At 63.8% G+C, this 26,282-nt stretch carries 24 protein-coding genes; 13 read left to right on the top strand and 11 right to left on the bottom strand.

The features are described 5' to 3' along the window. Positions 1–42: 42 nt before the first annotated feature. Positions 43–1,557, bottom strand: coding sequence for a choline-sulfatase (gene betC / locus HUI96_RS19255; RefSeq protein ID WP_188256367.1), 1,515 nt, complete (start codon positions 1,555–1,557; stop codon positions 43–45). 182 nt (positions 1,558–1,739) lie between these two features. On the opposite strand from betC, the gene HUI96_RS19260 reads away from it, so the two are divergent. Further along, a complete protein-coding gene (locus HUI96_RS19260; protein WP_188256297.1) occupies positions 1,740–2,366 on the top strand; it encodes a glutathione S-transferase family protein in 627 nt (208 codons plus the stop codon). 40 nt (positions 2,367–2,406) lie between these two features. Next, on the top strand, positions 2,407–3,165 hold the full coding sequence (locus tag HUI96_RS19265) for a VOC family protein (RefSeq protein WP_188256298.1): 759 nt from the start codon (positions 2,407–2,409) through the stop codon (positions 3,163–3,165). 204 nt (positions 3,166–3,369) lie between these two features. Here the strand turns inward: HUI96_RS19265 and HUI96_RS19270 are convergent, their stop codons facing one another. Continuing rightward, positions 3,370–4,368, bottom strand: coding sequence for a Tim44 domain-containing protein (locus tag HUI96_RS19270; RefSeq protein WP_188256299.1), 999 nt, complete (start codon positions 4,366–4,368; stop codon positions 3,370–3,372). Between the two features lie 167 nt (positions 4,369–4,535). Between HUI96_RS19270 and HUI96_RS19275 the strand changes: the two genes are divergently transcribed. Then, complete coding sequence (locus HUI96_RS19275) at positions 4,536–6,518, top strand: acetyl-CoA carboxylase biotin carboxylase subunit (RefSeq protein ID WP_188256300.1); 1,983 nt, start codon at positions 4,536–4,538, stop codon at positions 6,516–6,518. Positions 6,519–6,552: 34 nt separating this feature from the next. Here the strand turns inward: HUI96_RS19275 and HUI96_RS19280 are convergent, their stop codons facing one another. The 4 genes from HUI96_RS19280 to HUI96_RS19295 form a co-directional block, all read right to left on the bottom strand. Further along, positions 6,553–6,897, bottom strand: coding sequence for a type II toxin-antitoxin system HicB family antitoxin (locus HUI96_RS19280; protein ID WP_188256301.1), 345 nt, complete (start codon positions 6,895–6,897; stop codon positions 6,553–6,555). Beyond that, positions 6,894–7,148: a type II toxin-antitoxin system HicA family toxin gene (locus HUI96_RS19285; RefSeq protein WP_188256302.1), complete on the bottom strand. Its 255-nt coding sequence runs from the start codon at positions 7,146–7,148 to the stop codon at positions 6,894–6,896. Before HUI96_RS19285 ends, HUI96_RS19280 begins: the two co-directional genes overlap by 4 nt. 93 nt (positions 7,149–7,241) lie before the next feature. Then, on the bottom strand, positions 7,242–8,360 hold the full coding sequence (locus HUI96_RS19290; protein WP_188256303.1) for an ABC transporter substrate-binding protein: 1,119 nt from the start codon (positions 8,358–8,360) through the stop codon (positions 7,242–7,244). A gap of 303 nt (positions 8,361–8,663) precedes the next feature. Then, positions 8,664–8,930, bottom strand: coding sequence for a sel1 repeat family protein (locus HUI96_RS19295; RefSeq protein ID WP_188256304.1), 267 nt, complete (start codon positions 8,928–8,930; stop codon positions 8,664–8,666). 410 nt (positions 8,931–9,340) lie between these two features. Here HUI96_RS19295 and HUI96_RS19300 point away from each other — a divergent pair, with 410 nt between their 5' ends. The 4 genes from HUI96_RS19300 (at position 9,341) to HUI96_RS19315 (ending at position 13,044) form a co-directional block, all read left to right on the top strand. After that, on the top strand, positions 9,341–9,685 hold the full coding sequence (locus tag HUI96_RS19300; RefSeq protein ID WP_188256305.1) for a DUF2147 domain-containing protein: 345 nt from the start codon (positions 9,341–9,343) through the stop codon (positions 9,683–9,685). A gap of 459 nt (positions 9,686–10,144) precedes the next feature. Beyond that, positions 10,145–10,339: a hypothetical protein gene (locus HUI96_RS19305; protein WP_188256306.1), complete on the top strand. Its 195-nt coding sequence runs from the start codon at positions 10,145–10,147 to the stop codon at positions 10,337–10,339. Positions 10,340–10,429: 90 nt separating this feature from the next. After that, entirely contained in the window at positions 10,430–11,932 is a 1,503-nt protein-coding gene (locus tag HUI96_RS19310) for an AMP nucleosidase (protein WP_188256307.1), read from the top strand. Between the two features lie 107 nt (positions 11,933–12,039). Beyond that, positions 12,040–13,044: an endonuclease/exonuclease/phosphatase family protein gene (locus HUI96_RS19315; RefSeq protein WP_237684226.1), complete on the top strand. Its 1,005-nt coding sequence runs from the start codon at positions 12,040–12,042 to the stop codon at positions 13,042–13,044. Between the two features lie 24 nt (positions 13,045–13,068). Here the strand turns inward: HUI96_RS19315 and HUI96_RS19320 are convergent, their stop codons facing one another. Together HUI96_RS19320 and HUI96_RS19325 are read right to left on the bottom strand one after the other, a co-directional pair. Further along, positions 13,069–13,656 carry a DUF922 domain-containing protein gene (locus HUI96_RS19320; RefSeq protein ID WP_188256309.1) on the bottom strand — a complete coding sequence of 196 codons (588 nt, stop codon included), beginning with the start codon at positions 13,654–13,656 and terminating at the stop codon, positions 13,069–13,071. A gap of 87 nt (positions 13,657–13,743) precedes the next feature. Further along, positions 13,744–15,423, bottom strand: a complete 1,680-nt coding sequence (locus tag HUI96_RS19325; protein WP_188256310.1) for an electron transfer flavoprotein-ubiquinone oxidoreductase — start codon at positions 15,421–15,423, stop codon at positions 13,744–13,746. Positions 15,424–15,672: 249 nt separating this feature from the next. Between HUI96_RS19325 and HUI96_RS19330 the strand changes: the two genes are divergently transcribed. From HUI96_RS19330 to HUI96_RS19345, 4 genes are all read left to right on the top strand, one after another. Then, positions 15,673–16,272 (top strand): hypothetical protein, encoded by a 600-nt coding sequence (locus HUI96_RS19330; protein ID WP_337918472.1) that lies wholly within the window; start codon positions 15,673–15,675, stop codon positions 16,270–16,272. Positions 16,273–16,425: 153 nt separating this feature from the next. Then, a complete protein-coding gene (locus tag HUI96_RS19335) occupies positions 16,426–16,635 on the top strand; it encodes a hypothetical protein (protein ID WP_188256311.1) in 210 nt (69 codons plus the stop codon). 102 nt (positions 16,636–16,737) lie between these two features. Next, the gene (locus HUI96_RS19340; RefSeq protein ID WP_188256369.1) at positions 16,738–17,625 is read left to right on the top strand and encodes a uracil-DNA glycosylase; all 888 of its coding nucleotides are present in this window, start codon (positions 16,738–16,740) and stop codon (positions 17,623–17,625) included. Positions 17,626–17,744: 119 nt separating this feature from the next. Further along, complete coding sequence (locus HUI96_RS19345; RefSeq protein ID WP_188256312.1) at positions 17,745–18,659, top strand: hypothetical protein; 915 nt, start codon at positions 17,745–17,747, stop codon at positions 18,657–18,659. Positions 18,660–18,776: 117 nt separating this feature from the next. On the opposite strand, the gene HUI96_RS19350 is transcribed toward HUI96_RS19345, so the two are convergent. Further along, the gene (locus tag HUI96_RS19350) at positions 18,777–19,175 is read right to left on the bottom strand and encodes a hypothetical protein (RefSeq protein ID WP_188256313.1); all 399 of its coding nucleotides are present in this window, start codon (positions 19,173–19,175) and stop codon (positions 18,777–18,779) included. A 123-nt stretch (positions 19,176–19,298) separates the two neighbouring features. Between HUI96_RS19350 and HUI96_RS19355 the strand changes: the two genes are divergently transcribed. Beyond that, a complete protein-coding gene (locus HUI96_RS19355; protein ID WP_188256314.1) occupies positions 19,299–20,117 on the top strand; it encodes a helix-turn-helix domain-containing protein in 819 nt (272 codons plus the stop codon). A gap of 2 nt (positions 20,118–20,119) precedes the next feature. Here HUI96_RS19355 and HUI96_RS19360 read toward each other — a convergent pair whose 3' ends face one another. Beyond that, positions 20,120–21,061 (bottom strand): DMT family transporter, encoded by a 942-nt coding sequence (locus HUI96_RS19360; RefSeq protein WP_337918473.1) that lies wholly within the window; start codon positions 21,059–21,061, stop codon positions 20,120–20,122. Further along, on the bottom strand, positions 21,058–23,367 hold the full coding sequence (locus HUI96_RS19365) for a xanthine dehydrogenase family protein molybdopterin-binding subunit (RefSeq protein ID WP_188256315.1): 2,310 nt from the start codon (positions 23,365–23,367) through the stop codon (positions 21,058–21,060). The genes HUI96_RS19360 and HUI96_RS19365 overlap by 4 nt, the downstream gene beginning before the upstream one ends. A 158-nt stretch (positions 23,368–23,525) precedes the next feature. Between HUI96_RS19365 and pepN the strand changes: the two genes are divergently transcribed. Beyond that, positions 23,526–26,171, top strand: coding sequence for an aminopeptidase N (gene pepN, locus HUI96_RS19370; protein ID WP_188256316.1), 2,646 nt, complete (start codon positions 23,526–23,528; stop codon positions 26,169–26,171). The last annotated feature ends 111 nt before the right edge of the window (positions 26,172–26,282 follow it).

A 26,282-nucleotide genomic window follows, 5' to 3' on the forward strand; every position in this document is an offset into this window, starting at 1 on the left:
CCTCTCCCCCACTTTGTGGGGGCGAGGAAACAGCGCTCGACCTCACTCGCCCCGCGGAAACCGCTGCGATTCCTCCAGCACGTTCAGGTCCATGTGGTTGCGCATGTAGCGCTCGGAGGCGCGCTGCAGCGGCTGGTAGTCCCAGGGATAATAGGCACCGTTGCGGAGGGCCTCATAGACCACCCAGCGGCGGGCCTGGCTGGCGCGCACCTCGGCGTCAAAGCGGGCAAGGTCCCAGCGCTTCAGCGCCGCCTCGGTCATACTGGCGAGAACCTCGGCATGTGCAGGGTCGGCGGCGAGATCATTGAGTTCGTGTGGGTCCGCTTCGAGATCGAAGAGCTGCGGCGGATCGAGGTCGCAGAGCACCAGCTTGTAGCGGCCGTCGCGCAGACCCACCAGCGGAGCATAGGAGCCCTCGGCCGCATACTCCATCGGCACCGCGCCCCTGGCGCTCTTGCCAGCAGCGACGTCGACGAGGCTGACGCCGTCGGTCCAGGGCATGACGCCGGCGAGATCGACGCCGGCGAGTTCGGCCAGCGTCGGCAGGACGTCAAGCGTCGAAGCGGGCGTGTCGATGCGGCCGGCCTTCAGGCCCGGTGCGGCGATCATCAGCGGCACGCGCGCGGAGCCCTCGAAGAAGCTCATCTTGAACCACATGCCGCGCTCGCCGAGCATGTCGCCATGGTCTGAGAGGAAGACGATGATGGTGTTGTCGGCCTGGCGGGTGCGCTCGAGGACGTCGAGGATTTCGCCGATCTTCTCGTCGACATAGGAGATGTTGGCGAAGTAGCCGCGCCGGGCGCGCCGGACATGCTCGTCCTCGATCGGGAAGGCCGTGTAGTCGCATGCCTGCATCAGCCGCTGCGAATGCGGGTCCTGCTTCTCGAAGGGGAACGGCGCGATCACCGGATCGAGTTCCGGGCAGTCGTCGTAGAGGTCCCAGAAGCGCCGGCGCGCCACATAGGGATCGTGCGGGTGGGTGAAGCTGACGGTGAGGCACCACGGCCGGGCGTCATGGCCGCGCGCGAGGTCGTAGATCTTGCGGGTGGCGTGGTAGGCGACCTCGTCGTCATATTCGAGCTGGTTGGTGATTTCGGCGACGCCTGCGCCGGTCACGGAGCCGAGATTATGGTACCACCAATCGATGCGCTCGCCCGGCTTGGTGTAGTCCGGGGTCCAGCCGAAATCCGCGGGGTAGATGTCGGTCGTCAGCCGCTCCTCGAAGCCGTGCATCTGGTCCGGCCCGACAAAGTGCATCTTGCCCGACAGGCAGGTGTGATAGCCGGCTCGGCGCAGATGGTGCGCATAGGTGGGGGTGTCGGAGGTGAATTCCGCGGCATTGTCATAGACACGAGTGCGGGTCGGCAGTTGCCCGGACATGAAGGAGGCGCGGGCCGGGGCGCAGAGTGGGCTCGCGGTATAGCTGTTGACGAACCGCACCGAGCGGCTCGCCAGGGCCGAAAGGTTGGGTGCCTTGAGGAACGGCGCCGGCCCGTTCGGGAACAACGTCCCGTTCAGTTGGTCGACCATCAGAATCAGAATGTTTGGTCTAGTCATCATGCGGCTGCCCATACTGGAAGGAAGATCGGCGAGGAAGAGGCACCGCCGGGCCCGCATCGGCCCAACGACAGAGAACACAAGGCCGTGCTCCTGACGACGGGATGTCAGCAGCCAATCCGATCGTACTTGCCTACGAGCCGGCGCGGTGAGACGATCACCGCACCTCCGGAGCCTACTACATGATCCTCATCGGCCAGTATGACTCCTCGTTCGTGAGGCGCATCGGGATTGTGCTAAGACTTTACCAGATCCCGTTCGAGCACCGGCCGTGGTCGACCTTCGGGGATGCAGAGAAGATCAAGGCGTTCAACCCGCTGATACGGGTGCCCACGCTGGTGCTGGACGACGGCGGCGTGCTCGTCGACAGTTTCTCCATCATCGATCATCTCGACAGCATGGCGCCGGAGGAGAGGCGCATGTTCCCGGTCGATGAGCCTGCGAGGCGCCAGGCGTTGCGCATCGCCGGCTTGGCGACAGGGCTCGCCGACAAGGGCGTCGCGCTGTTCTACGAGACGCGCTTCCACGAAAACGTCTCCGAGACTTGGGCGGCGCGGTGCCGGGCACAAATCCTCGGCACGCTCGACGTGCTGGAGCAGGACAGAGGCCGGCAGACAGGCCCCTGCTGGTTCGGCGATCGCATCGGCCATGCCGACATCGCCGTCGCCTGCGCGCTGAGGCATGTCTCGGACTCGCATCCAGGACTGATTGCGTTCGACCGCCTGCCCGCCCTCGCAGCGCATTGCGAGCGTCTGGAAGCGATGCCGGTGTTCCAGGAGATCCAGCAGCCTTTCATCCCACCATCGTGACGCGGGCCGAGATCCCGCAAAAAACAGAAGGGAGAGCAACATGGCAAGCAAGTTCGTCTGGTACGAGTTGATGACGACCGACCTTGAGGCCGCCAAAACCTTCTACTCGTCCGTGGTAGGCTGGCGCGCGGAGGATTTCCCCGCCGCCTCCCCCTACGTCGTGATGAATGCCGGCGACCGCGGCGTGGCCGGCCTTATGACCATCCCCGAGGAGGCGAAGACCATGGGCGCGGGGCCGAGTTGGCTCGGCTACATCTACGCGCCTGATACGGACGCGGCGACGAGGAGCGTTCAGGGAGCCGGCGGAAAGGTCTATCGCGAGCCCGTAGACATTCCGGACGTCGGCCGCTTCTCGGTTGTCACCGACCCGCAGGGCGCGACCTTTATGCTGATGACCCCGCGGGGGCCGGAACAAGCCCCAGCAGCCCCGAACACAGCCGGCCATGTCGGCTGGCACGAGCTTTACGCCGCCGACTGGGAGAAGGCTTTTGACTTCTATTCCAGCCAATTCGGATGGACGAAGGACCAGGCCATGGACATGGGTCCCATGGGAACCTACCAGTTGTTCGCGGCGGACGGCGAGATGCTCGGCGGCATGATGAACAAGCCGCCGGCAGTGCCGATGCCTATGTGGATCTTCTACTTCAACGTCGACGCGCTGGACGGCGCAATGGAGCGCGTGAAGGCTGGCGGCGGCCAGGTCATGCACGGTCCTGTTGAAGTCCCCGGCGGCAGTTGGATCGCACAGTGCATGGACCCGCAGGGTGCGATGTTCGCACTGGTCGCGCCGAAGCGGTGAGGAGCGATGCCTAGCCGCGTCCGAGAAACCGTGTAAGAGCGCGCGCTTAAGAAACTGGCCCCTCGCCCTTACGCTCTCCCCGTGAAGAACGGGGAGAGGGGGGTAGTGGCGTCGCCGCCTCGTCCTTCTCCCCGCGCTTCACGGGGAGAAGGTGCCAGCAGGCGGATGAGGGGCATTGATAATCAAGAACTGCGCGGCTCTCGGTCACGCCTCCTGGATCGCCGAGAGCTTCCAGTCCTCGCCGCGCGGGCGGACAAAGGTCCACAACTCCGTGGTCTCGGTCGGCCGGTCCTCGCCCGAGACGATGCTGCCGCTGGCGCGGTCGCGCATCACGTCGCGCGCCTCGTACTGGAAGGCTGCGGTCGCGTAGTCGCGATCGCCCTCGCGCCAAGCTTCCGCGATATCGGCCTGCAGAAGACGGACGTCCGAGACGTCGTTGCGCACTCCGTTCTTGGCGTTGTCGCCCAGTTCCTCCGAGAGATACGAGACCATTTCGGGCGTAACCATCTGGCGCAACCGGGCATGGTCCTCGGCGGCGTAGGCGCCCTGGACCTCGCCGAGAAGGCGCTCGAAGGTGTCGAGGTCGCGCTGGTCGAGACTGATGTCCTCACTCGCGGCGGCAGTCGCCGCGGAGCCCGACCCGAAATTCGGCACCCGGAAGCCCCCAATCGTGCCGCCCTCGCGACGTTGCACATCAGGCCCCGGTTCCACTTCGCGGGCATAGGAGCCAGCCGGGCCAGCCCCCGCGAGCGTCGGTTGCTGCTGGCGCGAGCGGAAAAAGCGCAGCGCCAGCATGACCACCAGCCCGATCAGCAGGATCTGAACGAGCATGCCGAGCATGCCGGCCATTCCGCCGAAGCCGTGGCCGAGCAGCATGCCGATCAGGCCGCCGATCAGCAGGCCGCGCAGCATGGTGCCGCCGAAGCCGTTCATGAAGCCCGGCCTCGCAGCCGTCTGCGGCTGCGCCGCCGCAGGATTGTTGGTCCTTGCGCCCGGCCCCGGGTTCGGCGTCATGCTACGCTCGACCGGAGCCGCCGGCTGCGGCGCCGTGCGGGTCGCCGGCGCCTGCTGGAAGGTGCGCGTTCCCCGGCTGCCGAAGCTGCCGCCCCGGCGCGCGTCGGCGTGGTCCACCGCGACCATGGCAAATGCCATCGACAGCGCTGCGGCAAGGACCGCCAGGCGCGGGAGGCGAGGGAGTCTCATCGGACCATTCTCCATTTCAAAAAGGGCGCCCCTCATATGGGGTACTCGAATGCGCTTGTCAGCAGTCGTATGAGCACGTCGCGGAAGATTGACGCGTGACGCTGGGGAATGCGCCCGGGGTTGCGGTTCGCGTCGTCGCAACGCACGATGCGCGCGATGGAGGCCGCATGTTCGAGAAGATCCTGATCGCCAACCGGGGCGAGATCGCCTGCCGGGTCATCCGGACCGCGCGGCGCCTCGGGATAGCGACCGTGGCCGTCTACTCGGACGTCGATGCCCGAGCGCTGCATGTCGAGTTGGCGGACGAGGCGGTTCACATCGGCCCCTCCCCGGCCGCGGAGAGTTATCTCAGGGGCGAGACAATCATCCGGGCAGCGCTCGATACGGGCGCGGAGGCGATCCATCCCGGCTATGGCTTCCTGTCTGAGAATCCGGACTTCGTCGATCAGGTCGAGGCAGCCGGGCTGGTCTTCATCGGCCCCTCCGCTGACGCGATCCGGGCGATGGGGTTGAAGGACGCCGCCAAGGCGCTGATGGAGAAGGCCGGGGTTCCGGTGGTGCCCGGCTACCACGGCGATACGCAGGCGCTGGTGCTGCTCGCCAGCAAGGCGCGCGAGATCGGCTATCCGGTGCTGATCAAGGCGCGCGCCGGAGGCGGCGGCAAGGGAATGCGCCGCGTCGACGATCCCGATCAGTTCGCCGACGCCCTCGCAGCCGCGAGGCGTGAGGCGAAGGCGGCTTTCGGCGACGACCATGTGCTGATCGAGAAATATGTCGAGAAGCCGCGCCATATCGAGGTTCAGGTGTTCGGCGACAGGTTCGGCAATGTCGTGCATCTGTTCGAGCGCGACTGCTCAGCGCAGCGCCGCCACCAGAAGGTGATCGAGGAGGCTCCCGCGCCGGGCATGACGCCGGAGGTCCGCGCCGCCATGTGCGAGGCGGCGGTGACCGCGGCCAAGGCGATCGGCTACGCGGGCGCAGGCACGATCGAATTCATCGTCGACGCGTCCGAAGGACCGAAGCAGGACCGCTTCTGGTTCATGGAGATGAACACGCGGCTGCAAGTCGAGCACCCGGTGACCGAGATGGTGACCGGCATCGACTTGGTCGAATGGCAGTTGAGGGTCGCCGCTGGCGAGGCGCTGCCGCTGTCGCGGGACGAGATCCGGCTGGACGGGCACGCCTTCGAAGCGCGTCTCTACGCCGAGGACGCCTCCAAAGGATTCCTGCCGGCCACGGGCACGCTGCATCATCTGAAGTTTCCCGAGGCGCCACTGCCGGGAACGCGGCTGCGGGTCGAGACCGGCGTGCAGGAGGGCGACGCCATCTCGCCCTACTACGATCCGATGATCGCCAAGCTCGTGGCGCATGGCCCAGACCGCGCGGCGGCGCTCGGCGCGCTTGTGGCGGCGCTCGAAAGCACGGAAGTAGCAGGCTCGGTCACCAATCTCGCCTTCCTGGCCGCACTTGCGCGAGAGCCAGACTTTTCGGCGGGCGAAGTCGACACCGGCCTCATTGGGCGCAAGCAGGACGCGCTTACGAAAAATCCGGAGCCGAGCCCGGGCATCCTGGCTGCTGCTGTGATCGCAGCGAGTGGCATTCACGACCGACCGCGGACAAGCGATCCGTGGTCGTCGCTGTCGGGGTATGCGCATTTCCACCCAATCGCTCGGCGTGTCTCGCTGCGCTATCAGGACCGCGAGATTTCGGCCCATGTCGCGGTAGAGGAAGGCTCGCCGAAGGTCCTGGTCCGCGATGAGGTGGACGGCGCGCTTGGCAAGATGCAGCACCATCTCCCCTCTCCCGGCGCGGGGTCGAGCGGTGGCGCTCGCATTGCCCGCTGGCCCGGCCACATCACCATATTCGATGGCGCCATCGGCTACGATTTCGCCGTGCCCGATCCGCTGGAGCGGGCAGACGATGCCGATGCCACGGCGGACTCGATGCGGGCGCCGATGCCGGGGCTGGTGAAGCTGGTCCGCGCCGCCTGCGGCGATCTGGTGAAGAAGGGCCAGCCGCTGCTCGTCCTCGAAGCCATGAAGATGGAGCACACGATCGCCGCCGCTCACGACGGCGAGATCGCCGAGATCGCCGCAGAGGGCGCACAGGTGTCGGAAGGGGCGGTGCTGGTCAGGTTTGCCGAGATTTAGAGCGGCGGCAGTTTGGGGTGCGCCTGATATTAAACTAGTTCCTGATGAGCCGTTCGCTAGCTGAATCCAGGACGTCCTCGGCCCACTGATTGAGACTCTTGCCCGAGAGCTGCGCCGCGATTGCGGCCCGTCTATGTACCTCCGGATCGACGCGGAACATCATCTTCCCAGAGTAAGGCTTCTGCGGGTCCTTGCCGACCTTCGCGCATGTTTCGATGTAGTCGTCCACAGCCTCGTGGAAGGCATTCCTCAACTCAGAGACGCTTTGTCCGTGGAAGCCGACCACGTCGATTATCCCGACGATCCGCCCCGTGAAGATTTCGTCTTCTTCATCGAACTCGATACGAGCCTGATACCCCTTATATGCCATCGTGTTCATGGCCTAACTCCGATCGGTATCAGGAATTCGCGAGCATCCTTCACCTGGTACCGCTTCGCTTCCTTGGCGGGATGTGGGCGATGGAACGTCGCCATGACGCCGTCCCTTTCGAACCGTACTCGGGAGCCAGCGCCTTCTATCAAGCGGTACCCGACCGAAATCAGAAGGCTCTCGATCGAGTCCCATTCGATCGTTCCCGATACCGGGTCCGTGAAGACGAGTTCCAGCATTTTCCTCTGCCTGCTGTTCATCCCCTCACCATGTGGATCTGCTAGCACATTCTGCAAGCAAAAGCAAAACGGCCGGGCATTGCCCGGCCGTTCCGAAGAGGTCTGCAGCGCGCCTTACTGCTTGATCGGCGCGTAGTTGCCGTCGTGCCACTGGTTGATGTCGTAGCTGGCGTTCTTCAGGTCGCCCTTCTCGTCGAAGACAACATCGCCGACCACGGTGCTGACCGGCTGGCCGTTCTTCAGCGCCTCCGCGACCGCGGCAGGATCGTCGCTGCCAGCGCGCTCCACGCCCTGGGCGATCGCCTGGATCACGGCATACGAAAAGAGGGTGAAGCCCTCCGGCACGAAGCCGCCGGACTTGATCTTCTCCACCGCTTCCTTCGCCTCGGGCTTGGCCTGCGGGTCGGAGGGGAAGACGAACATGGTGCCTTCGCCGGCCGGGCCGGCGACCTGCCAGAATTCCGGCGAGGCGATCGAGTCAGGCATGATCAGTTGGAACTTGAAACCCTGCTCCGCGGACTGGCGCAGCATGAGGCCGGCCTCCGGGTGGTAGCCGCCGAAATAGACGACGTCGGCTTTCAGGTCCTTGAGCTTGGTCACCAGCGCCGAATAGTCCTTCTCGCCGGCGTTGATGCCCTCGTACATGACCTCCTTCAGGCCATTCTCGTTCATAGTCGCGCGCACCGCATCGGCCACGCCCTGACCATAGGCGCTCTTGTCGTGAAGCACGACGACGTTCTTGCCCTTGTACTTCTCGGCGATCCACGGGCCGATGAAGGCGCCCTGCGCGTCGTCGCGGGTGTAGAGGCGCATGATGGTCGGCCAGCCGTTCTTGGCGGCCGCATCCGTCATCTCCGGATTGGAGGAGGCCGGGCTCATCATCAGCACCGAGCTCTCGGCATAGACGGCCGAAGCCGGAATGCTCGAACCGGAGCAGGCATGTCCGTCCACGAACTTGATGCCTTCGGCGACGACGCGGTTTGCGACGGAGACGGCCTGCTTCGGATCGCAGACGTCGTCCTCGATCACGATCTTGATCTGGCGTCCGTTGACGCCGCCCTTCTCGTTGATAGCGGCGGCCGCGGCCTGCGCACCCTGCTTGAACTGGTCGCCGATGTTGGCGAGTTGGCCGGTCATCGGTCCGATCACCGCGATCGCGATGTCGTCCGCAAAGGCGGGGGTGGCCAGAACAAGGCCGACGGCGGCTGCGCTGAGTAGTCTGCTGAGCTTCATTATGTTTCCTCCTTTGCCGCCTCGGCGGCGAACTACACAATCAATCCGGAATGAGGCCATGCCATTACATTGCTGGAATGCGCAGGGCCAAGCACAAAAGGAGCATAGTCCATGACAAAGGGCGATAGTCCATGACAAACGCCGCGCCAGCCTGTCCCGGCCGGTCGCGGCTTTGTCAAAGCAAGAGCCCGTCTGTGACGAGTTAAGTTCCTGCTCGCCTACCCTGTCGTATTCGCGGCTTTTGCCGTCTCTCTGGGCTGCATAATCCGCCCACGCGTTGGAGCGCGCGGAAGGAATTCCACTTCAGTGCAAGGTCATCCACTCGCGGGCTTCGCGGAGTGCCCGTGCGATGTCCTGCTTCGACATGGTCGCCGACAACTCGGATCGCAGTTGCGCGGCGCGGAGTGATCCCTTTATTGCGGCGATGTTCAGCCACTTATGCGCTGCGATCATGTCGATCTCGCAGTCGCGGCCGGTCGCGTACATCAAACCCAGTTCGCAAAGGACGTCCGCTTGAGCTGCGGTGCCGATGGAGCCGGTATCAGCTTCGAAGATCTCAAAACGAGCCATTTCGCCTGTCCCTGTCTCTGTCCCGAGAGCCCCGGCTCTTGGCCGCCGGTTCGCCCTTCCGATGGTTCGAAGAATGACGGGAAGGCTTGAAACCGCCGTTAAGCGCTGTCCTTAACCGGCGGCAAATGAAACTAAAACAAGCGGTTAAAGTGGGATTCTGTTAAACATCGAGACCCTTGCACGCCAAGCGATCGCCAGAAAATTTCCTGAAAATTCACATGTGTGGCGGCAACCCTTCCTTCACCACGCTTTCGACTGTTCTCATTCCGAGAGAGGGGGACGAGGTCGTTTCCCCGGGTCTGCCGAAGGAGAACAGCGGGGTTTAGGCGACCCGATACTTTCCCCTTGGGCAGCGGTGGGCTATTTACGTTCGCGTAAGAAGCCGGACCGTCCGGCCCCAGGAGGAATGAATGCTTAGCAGACTGAGCCTGATTGCCGCTGCGACTCTATTCATGGCAGGGGCAGCAGCCGCCGACCCCATCGAAGGCAACTGGCGCACGCAGTCGGGCGCCACCGCCGCGATCAGCAACTGCGGAGGAAGCTTCTGCATCACGCTCAAGAGCAGCAAGCACAAGGGTAAGCAGATCGGCAAGATGTCCGCACAGGGCGAAAGCGAGTATGCCGGCTCAATCACCGATCCCGAGACGGACAAGACCTACAGCGGCAAGGGCTCCATCAGCGGCAGCACCCTGAAGATGAAGGGCTGCGTGCTCGGCGGGCTGATCTGCAAAAGTCAGACCTGGACGAAGCTTTAGACGAGCGGAGCCTGAACGCACCGGCTATCCACCGCTCCTTGGTGATCGCCTCGCCTCGACCAGGCGAGTAAGCAGCGCCTGGTCCCATACCCTGTCTCCTGCCCTGATGCGGGAACCTCACCCTGCGACAGCCTGTCCGGGCGCTTTCGCTTGCGTATGTTCATCCTATTCGGCATTTTCGCCTCACCGAGTTCCCCAGCATAACCGCTGGTCTTTGGCCGCACGGCGTCGGTCATCTTGAACTCAATGAGCTTGTTCCCGGCGATCGTTTTCGATCGTCCCTGCTGGACCGCGCCGAAACTCAGGACCGAATGGTCGATCACAGGGCATCCAGCGGTTGTCGCTGGGTGAGCGAACTGAATGGCAGATGAACATCATCCTCAGAACAGGTTCAGGGCGGATGCGGCATCCTCCCAACACAGAATGAACGCAAAGCTCGAACACGAAGGTCAAACGACCATGAACCGCCTCGCCGCAACAGCCCTCCGGATCGTCCCCACGGTTCTGCGGGTTTCACTGGCCATGCTGCTTTTGGCGGCTCCGGTCCTCGCGGTTCCGCTTTCCTCCTCCCCCAAGGGTGCTGTGCTCGAGGCTCCCAAGCCCAAGAAGATCGGCGCCGGGCTGGTCCTGCTCGTCAGCCTGCAGCGTGCTTGAGGCGGATTGCTGCTGTTTCACACGAACTGCCTCAACCATTGGCCTGACCAGCCCCCTCCCGATTGTCACATCGGCTCTCTATAATGGGCCATGGAAAAGCGAATCTATCCCGAGCCCACGCAGACCATCATCTCGCCTGAGCCCTATCCTCGGCAGACCTTCACCGATGTGCAGGAGGCGGTAGAGGCGTTGAAGCGCCTCTATTTCAGGAACACGGAGTTCCTGCGACAATCCTTTGCCTCGATGACGCAGCAACCGGACGCGCGACATCGCTACCGGGCCTATTATCCGGAGGTCGGGGTCAGCATCACCTCCTATTCGCAGGTAGATTCCCGCCAGGCCTATGGACACATGTCCCTGCCCGGCCATTACACCACCACCATCACACGGCCCGACCTGTTCGAGACCTATCTGGTGGAGCAACTGCAGTTGATCACGCGCAACCACGGGGTCCCGCTGGTCGTGTCGGAATCCGATCGGCCGATCCCGCTGCATTTCGCCTTTCTGGAGGGGACGCATGTCGAGGGCTCGGTAGCGGAAAAGCTCCGCCGGCCGATCCGTGACTTCTTCGACGTTCCGGATCTCGATGGCACGGACGACCTGATCGCCAACGGGACCTACGAAGCCATTCCCGGCGAACCCAAGCCGCTGGCGCCCTTCACGGCACAGCGCATCGACTATTCGCTGCACCGGCTGCCGCACTACACGGCGACGACCCCGGAGCACTTCCAGAACTTCGTGCTGTTCACCAACTACCAGTTCTACATCGACGAGTTCTGCATCTATGCCCGCGACCTGATGGCGAAGGGCGGCGGTGGATACGAGGCTTTCGTGGAGCCGGGCAACCTCATCACGCCAGCGGGCGCAAAGGAGCCGGTCTCCGGCATAACTCCCCCTCGCACGCCGCAGATGCCTGCCTACCATCTCAAGAAGCCGGGGCATGCCGGCATCACCATGATCAATATCGGCGTCGGGCCGTCGAACGCCAAGACGATCACGGACCACGTGGCGGTGCTGCGCCCGCATGCGTGGCTGATGCTCGGACACTGTGCGGGGCTGCGGAACACCCAGGCGCTGGGCGACTACGTGCTGGCGCATGCCTATGTGCGCGAGGATCACGTGCTCGACGGGGATCTGCCGATCTGGGTGCCGATCCCGGCGCTTGCCGAGATCCAGGTGGCTTTGCAGGAGGCGGTGGCAGAGGTGACCGGCCTCGACGGCTACGACCTCAAGCGCATTATGCGCACGGGCACCGTCGCCACGATCGACAACCGCAACTGGGAACTGCGCGAGCAGCGCGGCCCGGTGCGGCGCCTTTCGCAGTCGCGGGCGATCGCCCTCGACATGGAATCGGCGACGATCGCCGCCAACGGGTTCCGCTTCCGCGTACCCTACGGAACGCTGCTGTGCGTTTCTGACAAGCCGCTGCACGGCGAACTCAAGCTGCCGGGAATGGCAAGCGAGTTCTACAAGCGGCAGGTCTCGCAGCACCTTTCGATCGGCATACGCGCAGTCGAGAAGCTCGCCGAGATGCCGCTGGAGCGGCTGCATTCGCGCAAGCTGCGCAGCTTCCTGGAGACGCCCTTCCAATAGGGGCGGCTTATTAGGGGCGGCTTGTCCACAACTCCCGGTGAGCGCCGAAAGGTACGCCTTGATCGCACCGCAATCGTCCGCCTAATCGGTCGGACATGGCGAAGACCTTGTCCCGGCTGGTTTTTATGCTGATCCTGCTCGGGATAGCGGCGGTGACCGCGGCAATCGCGGCCGGATTCTTCGGCCATCTCCATCCGGCCCTGGACTCCTTCGCGCATTTCCGGGCGCACCTTGCGGTGCTGCTGGGCCTTGTCTGCCTTCCCCTCTTCGCCACGCGATATCTCAAGGTCGGGGCGGTCGGCGTGCTCGGCGCGATTCTCGCCTTCGCCACCACCTCCGGCACGGTGCCGATCCCTGGGCTCGGGAAAGAATACGGGCCGCTCTACGCGGGCGATCCAAAGGAGCCGAGCTATCGCCTGCTTCAACTCAACCTTCTCTACAACAACAAACAGCCGGAACTCGTGCTGTCGATGATCGGCCGGGTACAACCCGACGTGCTGACGCTCGAGGAGGTTTCGCACCCCTGGGAAGAGAAACTAAAGCTGCTTTCGGCCGCCTATCCGTACAGCATCATCTGTCCAGACCCGGAAGACCACCGGCGTGTCGCGATCCTGTCGCGGCGGCCGTTCAGGTTGGGCACGCAACCATTCTGCGACGGCGAAGGGGTGATTGCGATCGCCTCGATCGACTTCGGCGGGCGCAGCGCCGATATCGCCGCGCTGCATCTCAGTTGGCCGTGGCCTCACAAGCAGTACTGGCAGGTCGAAGGGCTGAAGCCGTTCTTCGAAAGGATCGGCGAAAGTGCGATCCTGGCCGGCGACCTCAATGCCGTGCCGTGGAGCCAAACACCGGCCCGAGTGGCGAAGTACGGCGGGCTGACCCAGATGCCGTCGCCCGGGTCGACGTGGCTGTTCCTCGAACTGCCGCGCTATCTCCTGTTCGCCGGACTGCCGATCGATCAGGTATTCGCAAAGGGTGACATCCGGGTGCATTCGATCCAGAGGCTCTATGCAGTTGGATCCGACCACTCGCCGCTTCTGGTGACGTTTTCACTGAAACGTTCCGAGGAGCCAGCGCAAATCTCGCAGACCGATATTGCGCTGGCGGACTGAGCTATACAGCTATCGGCGAAGGCGTCAGGGAAGAAGACGGCCCACGAGGCGCTCGACCTTTCCGCCGGGCTGGTGCTCGACAGCATCGAACTGGCGCTGACGGGCTTCGTAATCAGCGGAGGTGACACGCATGATGCGGGAAGCCTCCTGCTTAGCCCTTGCACAGCTGGGGTCCCCGGCAGAGCGGATGCGTGCAATCGATTTCTGAGCGGCCGACACCATCTGGATGGCATATTTTCCGTGCTGCTCCTCGTGCTTGCGCACGCCGACCAGGAACTTCGCCCACCTGTTCTTCAGGTTCGGAGACGAAGTGGCGACCAGTTCCGGATAGCGATACTTGATGTGAACGATGGCATCGGCCTGCGACGGGCTGCAAACGCCGCCATTCACCTGCCAGTCCATGTTCCACTTAACGTCATAGCTAGTCTGGGCGATCGCGCTTGCGCGATAGCCCTGCCTCGGACCCTTGCGATCCATCTGTTGCATCAGCTCCTGTCCGCTGTTGCCCGAGATCTTGTAAGTCGAGGTCGTTGTGGTGGCGCTCACCCCTGCGTTCGCTGAAGCCGACGCAGCCAAAAGCACCACCAGTGCAGAAATGCCCACAGTTCGCACTCTATGCTCTCCTAGTTATAGTTAGCCCGGCCTCACGTTGGGGCCGGGCGAGTGCTAAGCTGCAAGCAAAAAAGGCTAAGGTGTGACCTACATACCACTATAGACCGGTCCCTCGCCTCCCTGAGGCGGAACCCAGTCGATATTCTGGTTGGGGTCTTTTATGTCGCAGGTCTTACAGTGGACGCAGTTCTGCGCGTTGATAACGAAGCGCACATCCTTAATGTTCGGATCAGCTGCCGCATTGCCATCGGCGTCCACCCATTCGTAGACGCCTGCCGGGCAATAGCGGGTTGACGGGCCGGCGAAGACGTCGTGCTCCGAGCGCCTCTGCAGTTCGATGTCCCTCACCCTGAGGTGGACCGGCTGGTTCTCCTCGTGATTGGTGCTCGACAGGAAAACCGAGGAAAGCCGATCGAAGGTGAGAACGCCGTCAGGCTTGGGGTACTCGATCTTGGTATGCTTTGCCGCGGGATCGATCGACGCATAGTCGGGCTTGCCGTGCTTGAGCGTGCCGAACAGCGATCCGCCGAAGATCGTGTTCATCCACATGTCGAGGCCGCCGAGGCTGATGCCCACGATCGTGCCGAAGCGCGACCAGAGCGGCTTGACGTTGCGCACCTTCTTGAGGTCGCGCCCGATATCGCTGCTCCGCCAGGCGTCTTCATAGCCGACAAGCTCGTCATTGGACCTGCCCGCGGCGATCGCCTCGGCCACATGCTCGGCCGCCATCATTCCGGAAAGCACGGCGTTGTGCGACCCTTTGATGCGGGGAACGTTTACGAAGCCGGCCGAACAGCCGATCAGCGCGCCGCCCGGGAAGGACAGTTTCGGCACCGATTGCCAGCCGCCCTCGGTGATGGCCCTGGCACCGTAGGAGATCCGCTTGCCGCCCTCGAAGGTGCCGCGGATGGCGGGATGCGTCTTGAAGCGCTGGAACTCCTCGAAAGGCGAGAGGTAGGGGTTCTTGTAATTGAGGTGGACGACGAAGCCGACCGCGACCTTGTTGTCCTCGAGATGATAGAGGAAGGAACCGCCCCCGGTCTTCATATCGAGCGGCCAGCCGAAGGAGTGCTGCACCAGGCCCGGCTTGTGCTTCTCGGGCTGCACCTCCCAGAGTTCCTTCAGGCCGATGCCGAACTTCGGCGGCTCGCGTCCGTGGTCGAGCCCGAACCGGGCGATCAGCTTCTTGGCGAGCGAGCCGCGGGCGCCCTCGCCGATCAGCACGTACTTGCCGAGGAGCGCCATGCCGGGTGCGAAGGCGGGGCCCTGCGAGCCGTCCCGCTCCACGCCCATGTCGCCCGTCACCACGCCCTTCACGGCGCCTTGCTCGTCATAGATCAGGTCGGCGGCGGCGAAGCCGGGATAGATCTCGACGCCCAGCGCCTCGGCATGACCCGCCAGCCAGCGACAGACGTTTCCGAGCGAGACGATGTAGTTGCCGTGATTGTTCATCAGGGGCGGCATGAGGAAGTTCGGCAGCCTGACCGAGCCGGCCGGGCCGAGCACCAGGAAATGGTCGTCCGTGACCGGCGCCTTGAACGGATGGTCGCTCTCGGAGCGCCAGTCGGGCAGCAGCCTGTCGACACCGATGGGGTCGACCACGGCGCCGGAGAGGATGTGGGCCCCAACCTCGCCGCCCTTTTCCAGCACGACCACCGACAGATCGGGATTGACCTGCTTCAGGCGGATCGCAGCCGCGAGGCCAGCCGGCCCTGCGCCGACGATGACCACATCGAATTCCATGCTCTCGCGCTCGATCTCGCTCATCGATCCTCCGTTTGCCGCGCATCTCCGCGTCGACTGACCGCGCGCTGAATAGCGCATCGTTCTAGGCCGTGGAACCGTTGTTTTGACCACGGTCAACGGCAAAATCCATCGGGAAGGCGACACTTCTCCCGGGAATTCCACTTCCGGACTTATCCAGACCCACATTGCGGTCGGGGCAAAGTGCGGCATACTCGCGCAATGCCACAGCGTGCCGCTGCCCGCGCCATTCCGGCCCTTCGATGCTGGGCAGTGGCGGTGTTTGTTCAGGCCGTGGGCTTTCTGGCTTCGCCTCATGCGTCGGCTGGCCAGGAGAATGAGCAGGAGCCCGCTCTGGAGTGGCTCGCCGGGGCCTATTCCTTCTCGGACGAACTCGGCGGCTTCGTCATCGAATCCGTATCCGGCTCCGGCACGCAGGAAGATCCGATTGTCGTGACGGAGACGTTCGCCTCGTCGTCACCCGTTACGCTGGTGATCCGCACCAAGCGCCCTATTCGGCCCTTCGATGATGGCACTCTCTACGCAAACGGTATCCTTTACATGCGCGTCGTGGTGCGCAACGGCAGCGGCCAGGGCTGGGTGGAATTCGAGTTCGAACTGCAGGAGAGGCTGCATCAGCCGAGCATCTTTAGTGACGGCCTATCCTTCGATCAACGCAGCGAAAAGAGCGACGAGATCTCCTCCGATGCCTACGACAAGTACAGCCGCGACTTCGAGCCTTACGACAAGCTGCTATTTCATGACGGCAAGGTCGACCCTGGCGAGACGGCCGGGTTTTCTTTCCTGATCACCGATTACACGCCCAAGAGTGTGTTCTATCTCGTCCAGGATCCGCGCATACCTTCGACCTAACCCGTCATATGGGACTGAAGTCCAAGGTTACCTAAAATCAATTGGACTCCTTCTGGAGATGTCCTATTGCTTGAACGTCGTCCGCGTTTTCACGGCAGGCGGATGCTTGGAAGAGCCCATCACGCTTTCGCCCTTGTTTGCAGGAGAAGGCGTATGCGCTTCAGCGGCACCTTCACTCCGGAACAGCTCGATTTGCTGGCGCGAGTGCTCGACCATCACTGCTCCTCCCACGGCATCGAGTCTGCGCTGGAGAAGGAAGACGTGGCGCGGCATCTGCTGTCATTGTATCACGCCAGGCCGGGCAGCGCAGAATGCCTGCTCGACATTCTAGAGGAGCGCCTGCGGCCTAAGGCAATCGCCTGACAAGGCCTTCGGCAACTGGCCGGACACATGTCAGGAACCGCCGACGAACGGCGCCATCCTCCTCACTTGAATCTCTCGGCGGCGGCGGGCATTTTGCCCGAGATGGACCTGGCCACTTCACTCAGCCGAGCGCAACTTCGCGAGTTGCTCGCCTTCTATGCGGAGGCGGGGGTGGACGAGGCCGTCTCCGAGACGCCCATCGACCGCTTCGCCGAGACGGAGCAGGACAAGGCTCAGCGCGCGGCTTCTGTTGCGAAGCCTACGACGCCGGCCACTCCTGGTTCCGACCGGGGGCGTGCCGCGCCTAGCCTAGCGCGTACAGCGGCACCGCCAGCCCCCTCGCCTGCCCAGCGGCCACAGACGGCCGCGGTTCCCGACGGTTCGCAGGCGGCGCTAGCGCGGGAACTGGCGCGTTCGGCTTCGACCCTGGAAGAGCTTCGCGAGATCCTGCTCTCCTTCGACGGCTGCAATCTCAAGGCGACAGCAAAGAACCTCGTCTTCGCCGACGGAAATCCGCAGGCTGACCTTATGCTCGTCGGGGAAGCGCCGGGGCGTGACGAGGACCTCGAGGGTCTGCCCTTCGTCGGCCGCTCGGGCCAGCTTCTCGATCGCATCCTGGCGGCGATCGGCCGCGATCGCGGCTCCGCCTACATCGCCAATGTCATCCCGTGGCGGCCGCCCGGCAACCGCGATCCCTCTCCCATGGAGACGGAGATCTGCCGGCCCTTCATCGAGCGGCAGATCGAGCTTGCAGCGCCGAAGGTGCTGGTGACGCTCGGCAATCCCTCCACCAAGGCGCTGCTGAAGACCCAGGACGGGATAACAAAGTCGCGCGGCTCCTGGCGCGACTACGTCACCGCCTCCGGCATGACGATCCCGACCATGCCGACGCTGCACCCGGCCTATCTCCTGCGCAATCCGGCCCACAAGAAATTCGCCTGGCGGGATTTTCTGGAGATCAAGGCGCGGCTAGAGGCGGAGCAGCAATAGCGCCCGCCCAGCCGGCCGTTCGAGCAGTTGCTGCAAGTTGACAGCCTGCGAGGTCAAATCCTACGCTTTTCGTAAATTGCAGTTACGGCGTGTCTCATGGCTTTGGCTTGGAGGTTTCCATGACGCTTATCGTCGCGAATGTCATGCCCATAACAGGATCTGGCGCAAAAGCCGCCGCACGCCTGTGTAATTTCGAGACGTCCCAGTCATTTCTACTTCGCGATCACATAGATTTCCTGGATGGGCCGGTCGCGAGTGCGATAAGATCGTTCCAGACTCCTTGGGTCGAGCTGCGCGGATACGCCAGTCGGGCGGGCGATGCTGGTTATAATCAGAAACTATCAGAGCGGCGGATCGCAGCCGTAAGAGCGCGAATAGAGCAATTCGCCAACAAGGTGAATTTTCAGGTTTACGTAGCCTTGGGCGAATCGCAGAGCGGCGATAACGAGCGAGACAATTCGGGGTACTACCGGGCGGTCGAGGTACTCGTCTTCGGCACCAAGCCACCTCCGCCGCCGCAGCCTAAGCCACCCGAGGAAGGGTCGCGATCTTTCGCTATCAAGTGTCTGTCGAGCTTCAGCTTAGCCTTTCCCGTGATCGACGGCCCTCAGGGCTCGATGATGACCTTTGCTATTGTGGACATCACGGCCCGGCAGTCGGCATCATACAGCTACAACGCGCTCGGAATAACTGTCCCATCCGGCCCAAGCCTTTCGCCCATTTCGTTCGCCGGAGCAGGTCCCTGGAAGAAGTTCGGGACGACAAATCCCGTAAACCTGAACGATTTCGTCGGCCGGGTTGATGTGGGCCAGGAACCAGGAGCCCAACTTGGAAACAAGAGCGCCTGGGGAAATCTGCAGGTCATGTTCGATACCGAGCGCCTTGGAGCAAAGCTCGCAACGACAATTCCCAGATCAATTATCGTGGGGACGGGATCTGGCTTCGCGGCCCCCTCTCTCGGCTCCTACGGCGTCGGAAACTTCAAGATGATCGGCGGAATAGATGCCTTCTTGGAAACTGTAGTCGAGGGCTAGTCTAAGGACGAGAGGAACTGGACCGAATAGAGATGCTGGTCAGAGATAGGGGAAGAACGCTGTAGGGCCCTAAAGGCTGGGCGCCTGACGAGATCAGGCGCACCACGGCTTCTTAGCCTACTGCCGCGACATTACCGTATCGGCGCGTCGCATCGCGATGAACTGAAGTTCCGCGAACAGGGCCACGGCCGCGGCCTGCGCGACCACGAAGGCATAGCCCAGCATGTTCGGAGAGACCCAGCCGGTGAAGAGCAGGCCGATACTGGCCGCTGCCCATAGCGCATTGACGCCGATCACATCGATGAGAAGGATGCGGCTGATCGTGGGACGCCGGAATAGTGCGAAGAGGAGCGCGACCCAGGGCACGAGCACAATGCCCGCCCAGACAAGCAGGGTCTCTGGAAGCTGGAGCAGTTGCGCGAGCAGTGGAGCCCCGGCGATCATCAGCAGGGCCGCCGTCCCCGAGACGGCCGCATCGAGCAGCAGCGCATTGCGAAGGAAAGGGGTGTTGTTCATTGCATCGTCCTTTCTGGTGGCCGGCAATCAGCCGGATGCAGAGAGGATGAGGGATGGGCAGCCTCGTGGCGATTACGTCCGAGGTAATGGAAATGCCCCGCGTCGCCGCCTATCGTGCCGGCCATGAACACCGCCCTCGCCTCCCCCGGACCGATCATTCGCGAATGGCGCAGCCGCCGACGCATGAGCCAGTTGGATCTCGCCTTGGAGGCCGAGATCTCCCAGAGACATCTGAGCTTCGTGGAGAGCGGCCGGGCCAGGCCCTCGCGAGAGATGGTGATACTGATCGCCGAGCGGCTCGGCCTGCCGCTTCGGGAAACCAACTGGCTGCTGCTGGCGGCCGGCTACGCCCCGGCTTTCGTAGAGCGCGATCTGGAAGAACCGGCGATGGCGCCGGCGCTCGCTGCAGTGGAGACGGTGCTCAGAGCGCAGGAGCCCAACCCGGCCCTCGCAGTCGACCGCCACTGGAACCTGGTGAGGGCGAATGACGCGCTCGCGCCCTTCCTGGAGCGCGTGGCCGATCCGAAGCTGCTGGAGCCACCCGTCAACGTCCTGCGGCTCAGCCTGCATCCGGACGGCATCGCGCCCAGCATCGCCAATCTGCATGAGTGGCGCGAGCATCTGTTGGATCGGCTGCGGCGGCTCAACCAGGCGGTGGCCGATCCGGTTCTCCTCGAACTCGAGAAGGAACTGCGCGGCTATCCAGCGCCGCCACAGCTTCACCCGCCCTCGCGCGCCGACTATTCGCCGATTGCAGTTCCGCTGCGATTCCGGATGGGTGGAGCCGTGCTGTCCTTCATCTCGACGATCACCGTATTCGGCACGCCGCTCGACGTGACCCTGTCCGAGTTGGCGATCGAATCCTTCTTCCCGGCAGACCAGGACACGGCGCTCGTCATGCGGCAGATGGCGCAGGCGAGAGACCAGACCCGGCCTGGCTGAGCCTACTGCGGCGGCGTTGCCGTCTTCGCCGCCGCGCGCTCGATGCCAAGCTGGCGCTCGCGCAGGATGATGAAGAGCCCGGCGCCCACTACGATCGCGCCGCCGACGAGCATGTGAATGGTCGGCACGTCGCCAAACACGACGAAGCCGGCGATGATTGCCAGGATCATCGAGGTGTACTCGAAGGGAGCCACCACCGACGCTTCGGCATAGCGGTAGCTTTGCGTCATCAGTAGCTGGGCGACGCCGCCGCATATGCCCGCCATGACAAGCAGGCCCGCCTGCTCGGCAGTCAGGGCGACCCAGCCGAAGGGCAAGGTGAGCAACGAAAGCAGCGTCGCGGAGAGCGAGAACCACAGCACGATTGTGGCCGTCTTCTCGGTGTGCACGAGGCTGCGGACCAGGATCATGGCAAACGCCGAGGCCGCCGCCGCGCAAAGGGTGGCGATCGCGCCTGCAGCTTCATGGCCACCCAGGCCGCCGCCGCCCAAAAGTGTCAGCTTCGGCCAGGAGACGATGAACACGCCGATCAGCCCGACAACAACTGCGCTCCAGCGGTAGATGCGGATCGTCTCGCGAAGCAGCAGGGCGCTGAAAACCACCACCAGCAGCGGCTGCGCGTAGTTGATCGTGATCGATTCCGGCAGCGGCAGGCGGGCGAGTCCGTAGAAGCCGAGGCCCATGGACGTAACGCCGACGAGGCCTCGTGCGAAATGGCTGAAGGGGCGCTTGGTGCGGAATCCGCCGCGGAACTCGCCCCGGTAGGTCAGGAAGGCCAGCACCGGGATCATCGCGAAGAAGGAACGAAAGAAAACGACCTCGCCGGTCGGCACCTGCCCCGCCGCCTTGATCGCCGTCGACATGCCGACGAAGACGGTGACGGAGGCTACCTTGAAGGCGATTCCTGTAAGCGGGCTGTCCGACCCCCGGGAGGCCCGGCTCACTTGTCGCGGGCTTCCGCGATGGCCGCCCAGACGTGCGACGGCGTCGCCGGCATCTCGATGTGCGAGATGCCGTATGCCCGCCAGAGCGCATCCGTGACGGCGTTGAGGACCGCCGGGGTGGCGCCGATCGTTCCCGCCTCGCCCGCGCCCTTGATACCCAATGCATTGGTGGTCGAGGGCACATTGCGTGTCTCGAAGTGGAAGGATGGAACGGTGTCGGCGCGCGGCATGCAATAATCCATGAAGCTGGCGGTCAGAAGCTGGCCGTCCTCGCCATAGACCGTCTCTTCCGTCAAGGCCTGGCCCAGTCCCTGAACCACGCCGCCATGCACCTGGCCCGCAAGCAGCAGCGGATTCACCGTGACGCCGAAGTCGTCGACGATCGTATAGTTCAACACCTCGGTGCGGCCGGTATCCGGATCGATCTCGACCTCGCAGATGTGGGTTCCGTTTGGATAGGTGCACTCGTCCTGGACGAATTCGCCGAAACCCTTGAGGTCCTCAAGCGATTTGGCCGCCTTGGCGAGCGCGGAGAATGAGATAGCCCGGTCAGTGCCGACCACGCGAGCCTCGCCGCCTGCGAGCTCGATGTCGGCCGTAGCCGCCTCCAGTTCGTCGGCTGCAAGCTTGCGCAGCTTGACCGCGAGATCCTCGCCTGCCCGCGAAGCCGAGACGCCGCCCAGCGGAATCGAGCGCGACCCGCCGGTACCGCCGCCATCCTTGAGGCGATCGGTGTCGCCCTGGCGGACCCTGATCCTGTCGATGTCGAGCCCGAGTTTCTCGGCCACGAACTGGGCGTAGGCCGTTGCATGCCCCTGCCCGTTCGACTGGGTGCCGATGTCCAGCGTAACCGTGCCGTCCGCATTGAGCTCGGCGAGCGCCGGCTCCGAGCCCGGGAAAGCACAGGCCTCGATATAGGTCGCCATGCCAATGCCGCGGAGCCTGCCCTTCGCCTTCGAGGCTTCCAGGCGCTCGTCAAACCCGGTCCAGTCGGCGCGCTGCATGGCCAATTTCATGTGGCCCTCGAACTCCCCCACGTCATAGGTGCGGCCAGTCGCCGTCCGGTACGGGAACTGTTCGGGCTTGATAAAGTTGCGCCGCCTGATCTCCTCGCGCGGCAAGTCCATCTCGCGGGCGCAGGCATCGACCAGTTTCTCCAGCAGGAGGGCCGCCTCGGGGCGGCCGGCACCGCGATAGGCATCGACCGGGCAAGTGTTGGTGTAGACGCCGTTGATCACCACATCGAGGGCCGGGATATCGTAAACGCCGGTCGACATGCTGGCGCCGACATAGGGAATGAACGGCCCATACTGCGAGACATAGGCGCCAAGATTGGCCGTAAGCCTCACGCGGAGCGCCAGGAAGCGGCCGTCGGCGTCCATCGCCATCTCCGCCTCGACGCGGTTGTCGCGGCCCTGCGCGTCGGTCAGGAAGTGCTCCGTGCGGTCGCCGGTCCACTTGACCGGACGACCAAGCCAACGCGCGGCTTCCAGCACCAGCGCATATTCGCGATAGACGAAGCTCTTCGGCCCGAAGCCACCGCCGACGTCCGGCGTGATCACCCTGATGCTCGAGGGGTCGACGCGGAACACCTGCTTGGCCAGGATCGTGCGCATCGAATGAACGCCCTGCGAGCCAGTGGTCAGCACCAGCCGGCCCGTGCCCTCCTCGATCTCCCCGATCGCCGCGCGCGCTTCCATGTAGTTGCAGACGAGCCGGTTGTTGGTGAAGGCGATGCGCGTGACGTGGGCCGCTCTGGCGAATGCCTCGTCCGCCGTTTCGGGCTGGCCTAGCTGATAGGTGAAGGCGCGGTTGCTGCCGAGTTCCGGCCAAACCAGCGGCGTCTCGGGCTCCAGAGCCGTGGCAGTCGCGCCCGCCGCCTCCTCGCCGTCGTAGTCGACCTCGATCAGTTCCGCCGCGTCCTGTGCCAGTGCGCGGCTGTCGGCCACGACGAAGGCGACGGCATCGCCGACATAGTTCACCCGGTCCGCGCAGAGGATCGGGATATCGCGCGTCGGCGCCTTGGTGCCGTCCGGCTGGCGCTGCATGACGCCGGATCTCAGTGCTCCGAGATCGGCGAGGTCCGCACCGGTGAGCACAAGTTGCACGCCCGGCGCCGATTTCGCAGCTTCCATCGAGCCGACGCGGAAAGATCCCTTGGCCACCGGAGAACGCAGCACGTAGCCGTGGAGCATGCCTGGCCGCGTGATGTCGTCGGTATAGCGTCCGTTTCCGGTGATGAAATTCTGGTCCTCGAGGCGCGTCACGGATGCGCCCATCCCGAACTTGGGTGTGAAGACGGTCATGTCTGCCCCGGAAAACAAGCGTGCGAAGAACGCACGCGGGAGATTTACGCCTCCTCAGTTTTGTCGAGAGAGACATTCATGTAAAGAGCAGCACCCCAGAGTTTACCGGGCCAGCCCTACGGCCGGCCACGACTACATACCGCCTCGAAAGGCATCGAATGCGCACTGACACCGGCCGGGTCTTCCGGCTCGAAGACTACCGGCCGAGCGACTATCTCATCCCGCGCACGGACCTCAGCTTCGTCCTTTCCCCGGATAGCACAATCGTAACGGCGCGCCTGCTGATCAGGCGGCGGGAAGGCGTCGCGCCCGGCACGCCGCTCAACCTGGACGGCGACGGGCTGACACTGCGCCTCGTCGAAGTAGACGGGAAGCTCTTGGAAGAAACCGAGTTTTCGGCGCCCCCCGAGAGCTTCGTGCTGCACCGCCCGCCGGCGAAGGACGAGTTCGTCCTCACCATCGTGACCGAGATCTCGCCCTCCACGAATACGGCTCTGATGGGGCTTTACCGCTCCAACGGTGTCTACTGCACGCAGTGCGAGGCGGAAGGATTTCGCCGCATCACCTATTTCCTCGACCGGCCGGACATCCTCTCGGTCTACACGGTCCGCATCGAAGCCTCGCGGGCGGAAGCGCCGCTGCTGCTCTCGAACGGCAATCCGGGCGCGACCGGAGAGCTGCCGGACGGCCGGCATTTCGCGGTCTGGCACGATCCGTTTCCGAAGCCGTCCTATCTGTTCGCGCTGGTGGCGGGCGACCTTGGCGCGATCCACGACGAGTTCGTCACCATGTCCGGGCGCGCGGTGGCGCTCGCGATCTATGTCGAGCACGGCAAGGAGCGCCTTGCGACCTACGCCATGGACGCCCTGAAGCGCTCGATGAAGTGGGACGAGGAGGTGTTCGGCCGCGAGTACGACCTCGACGTCTTCAACATCGTCGCCGTGTCGGACTTCAACATGGGCGCGATGGAGAACAAGGGCCTCAACATCTTCAACGACAAATACGTGCTCGCAGACGAGAATACCGCGACGGATGCGGACTTCGCCAATATCGAGGCGATCATCGCGCACGAGTATTTTCACAACTGGACCGGCAATAGGATAACTTGCCGCGACTGGTTCCAGCTCTGCCTGAAGGAAGGTCTGACGGTCTATCGCGACCACGAGTTCAGCGCCGACGAGCGCTCGCGACCGGTCAAGCGCATCGCCGAGGTGCGCACGTTGCGCGCCCACCAGTTCCCAGAGGACCAGGGGCCTCTCGCGCATCCGGTGAGGCCGCGTCGCTACCGGGAGATCAACAACTTCTACACGGCGACCGTCTATGAGAAGGGTTCTGAAGTGGTGCGGATGATCCGCACCATCCTGGGCCGCGAGGCCTTTCGCCGCGGCATGGATCTCTATTTCGACCGTCACGACGGCGAGGCGGCGACCATCGAGGATTTCCTGAAGTGTTTTGAGGAGGCTTCCGGCCGCGATCTCAGCCAGTTCACGCTCTGGTACCATCAGGCCGGCACGCCCAATATCAGCGCCACATCCGCCTACGATGCCGCGGCCAAGGAATTCACTCTCGAGATCGAGCAGTCGCTACCGCCGACCCCGTCCGAAAGCCGCAAGCGGCTCATGCACATCCCGCTGCAGTTCGGATTGGTTGGGCCTGACGGGCAGGACCTGAGCTATGCGGCCGTCGAGGGTACGGCGGTGGAGGACGGCGTAATCCACGTCCGTAAACGGCGGCATTCAATCCGCTTCTCCGGCGTGGAGGAGCGGCCGATCGTTTCGCTCAACCGAGGGTTCTCCGCTCCGATCACCCTGTCGCTCGAGCAGAAGACCGAGCACCGCGTGTTCCTGGCGCGGCACGACAGCGACCCGTTCTCGCGCTGGCAGTCGTTCAACACCATACTGACCGAGGCGACAATCGCCGGCTCCAAGCGGATTCTTGGCGGGGGCGAGGCCGAGTTCGAGCCCGTAATTGCCGAAGTGGCTGGCGCAATTGTCGAAAATGAGAACCTCGAGCGGGCCTTCCGGGCGCTGGCGCTGACTCCGCCAGGCGAAGCCGACATCGCTCGCGAGATCGGCAGCAACATCGATCCCGATGCGATCTTCGCCGCGCGCGACGCGCTGGTCCGGCGGATTGCCGAGGCCAATCGCGATCAGTTCCTGGCGGCCTATCATCGCCTCGAAGACAACGGCCTGTTCAGTCCTGAAGCGGCCAGTGCGGGTCGGAGAGCGCTCCGCAACGTGCTTCTCGATTATCTGGCGACCACGCAGGACGGGCCCGACATCGCCTCGGCGCATTTCGGGTCTGCGACCAACATGACGGATCGCGCGGCTGCACTCGCGGTGCTCGTGCATCGCCATTGCGAGCGTGCCGAGGCGCAGGACGCGCTGCATGCGTTCGAGGTCACCCACGGCGACGATCCGCTCGTCATGGACAAATGGTTCGCCATCCAGGCCGCCGCGCCGGGCCCGAACACGGTTGACGCTGTGCAGCGGCTTGCGGCGCACCCGCGTTTCTCGATCGCCAATCCGAACCGGCTGCGCTCGCTGTTCGGTACCTTCTTCAGCGGCAACCAATCAGGCTTCCACCGCGCCGACGGCGCCGGCTACCGGCTTTTCGCCGAGACGGTTCTCGAGGTCGAGAAGCGCAATCCTCAAGTGGCGGCACGGCTTGCTACGGGCCTGCGCTCCTGGCGCTCGCTGGAGCCCAAGCGGCAGGAACTCGCCCGCGAGGCACTGGTTTCGATCGCCTCGACCAAGGGATTGTCGGCGGACTTGAGCGACATCATCGATCGCACGCTGGCGTGATTCAGGATTGTTTCCGCCAGCGGCCCGGGGACGCGAGGTAAACCGAATTTTTACACCTCACGCGTGTCCTTTTCCGGTTCACCACTAGACAAGGAGAATCACGTCTGATTC

The sequence above is a fragment of the Pseudaminobacter soli (ex Zhang et al. 2022) genome (assembly GCF_014595955.1).
In the GTDB taxonomy this organism is placed as follows: Bacteria; Pseudomonadota; Alphaproteobacteria; order Rhizobiales; family Rhizobiaceae; genus Kumtagia; species Kumtagia pseudosoli.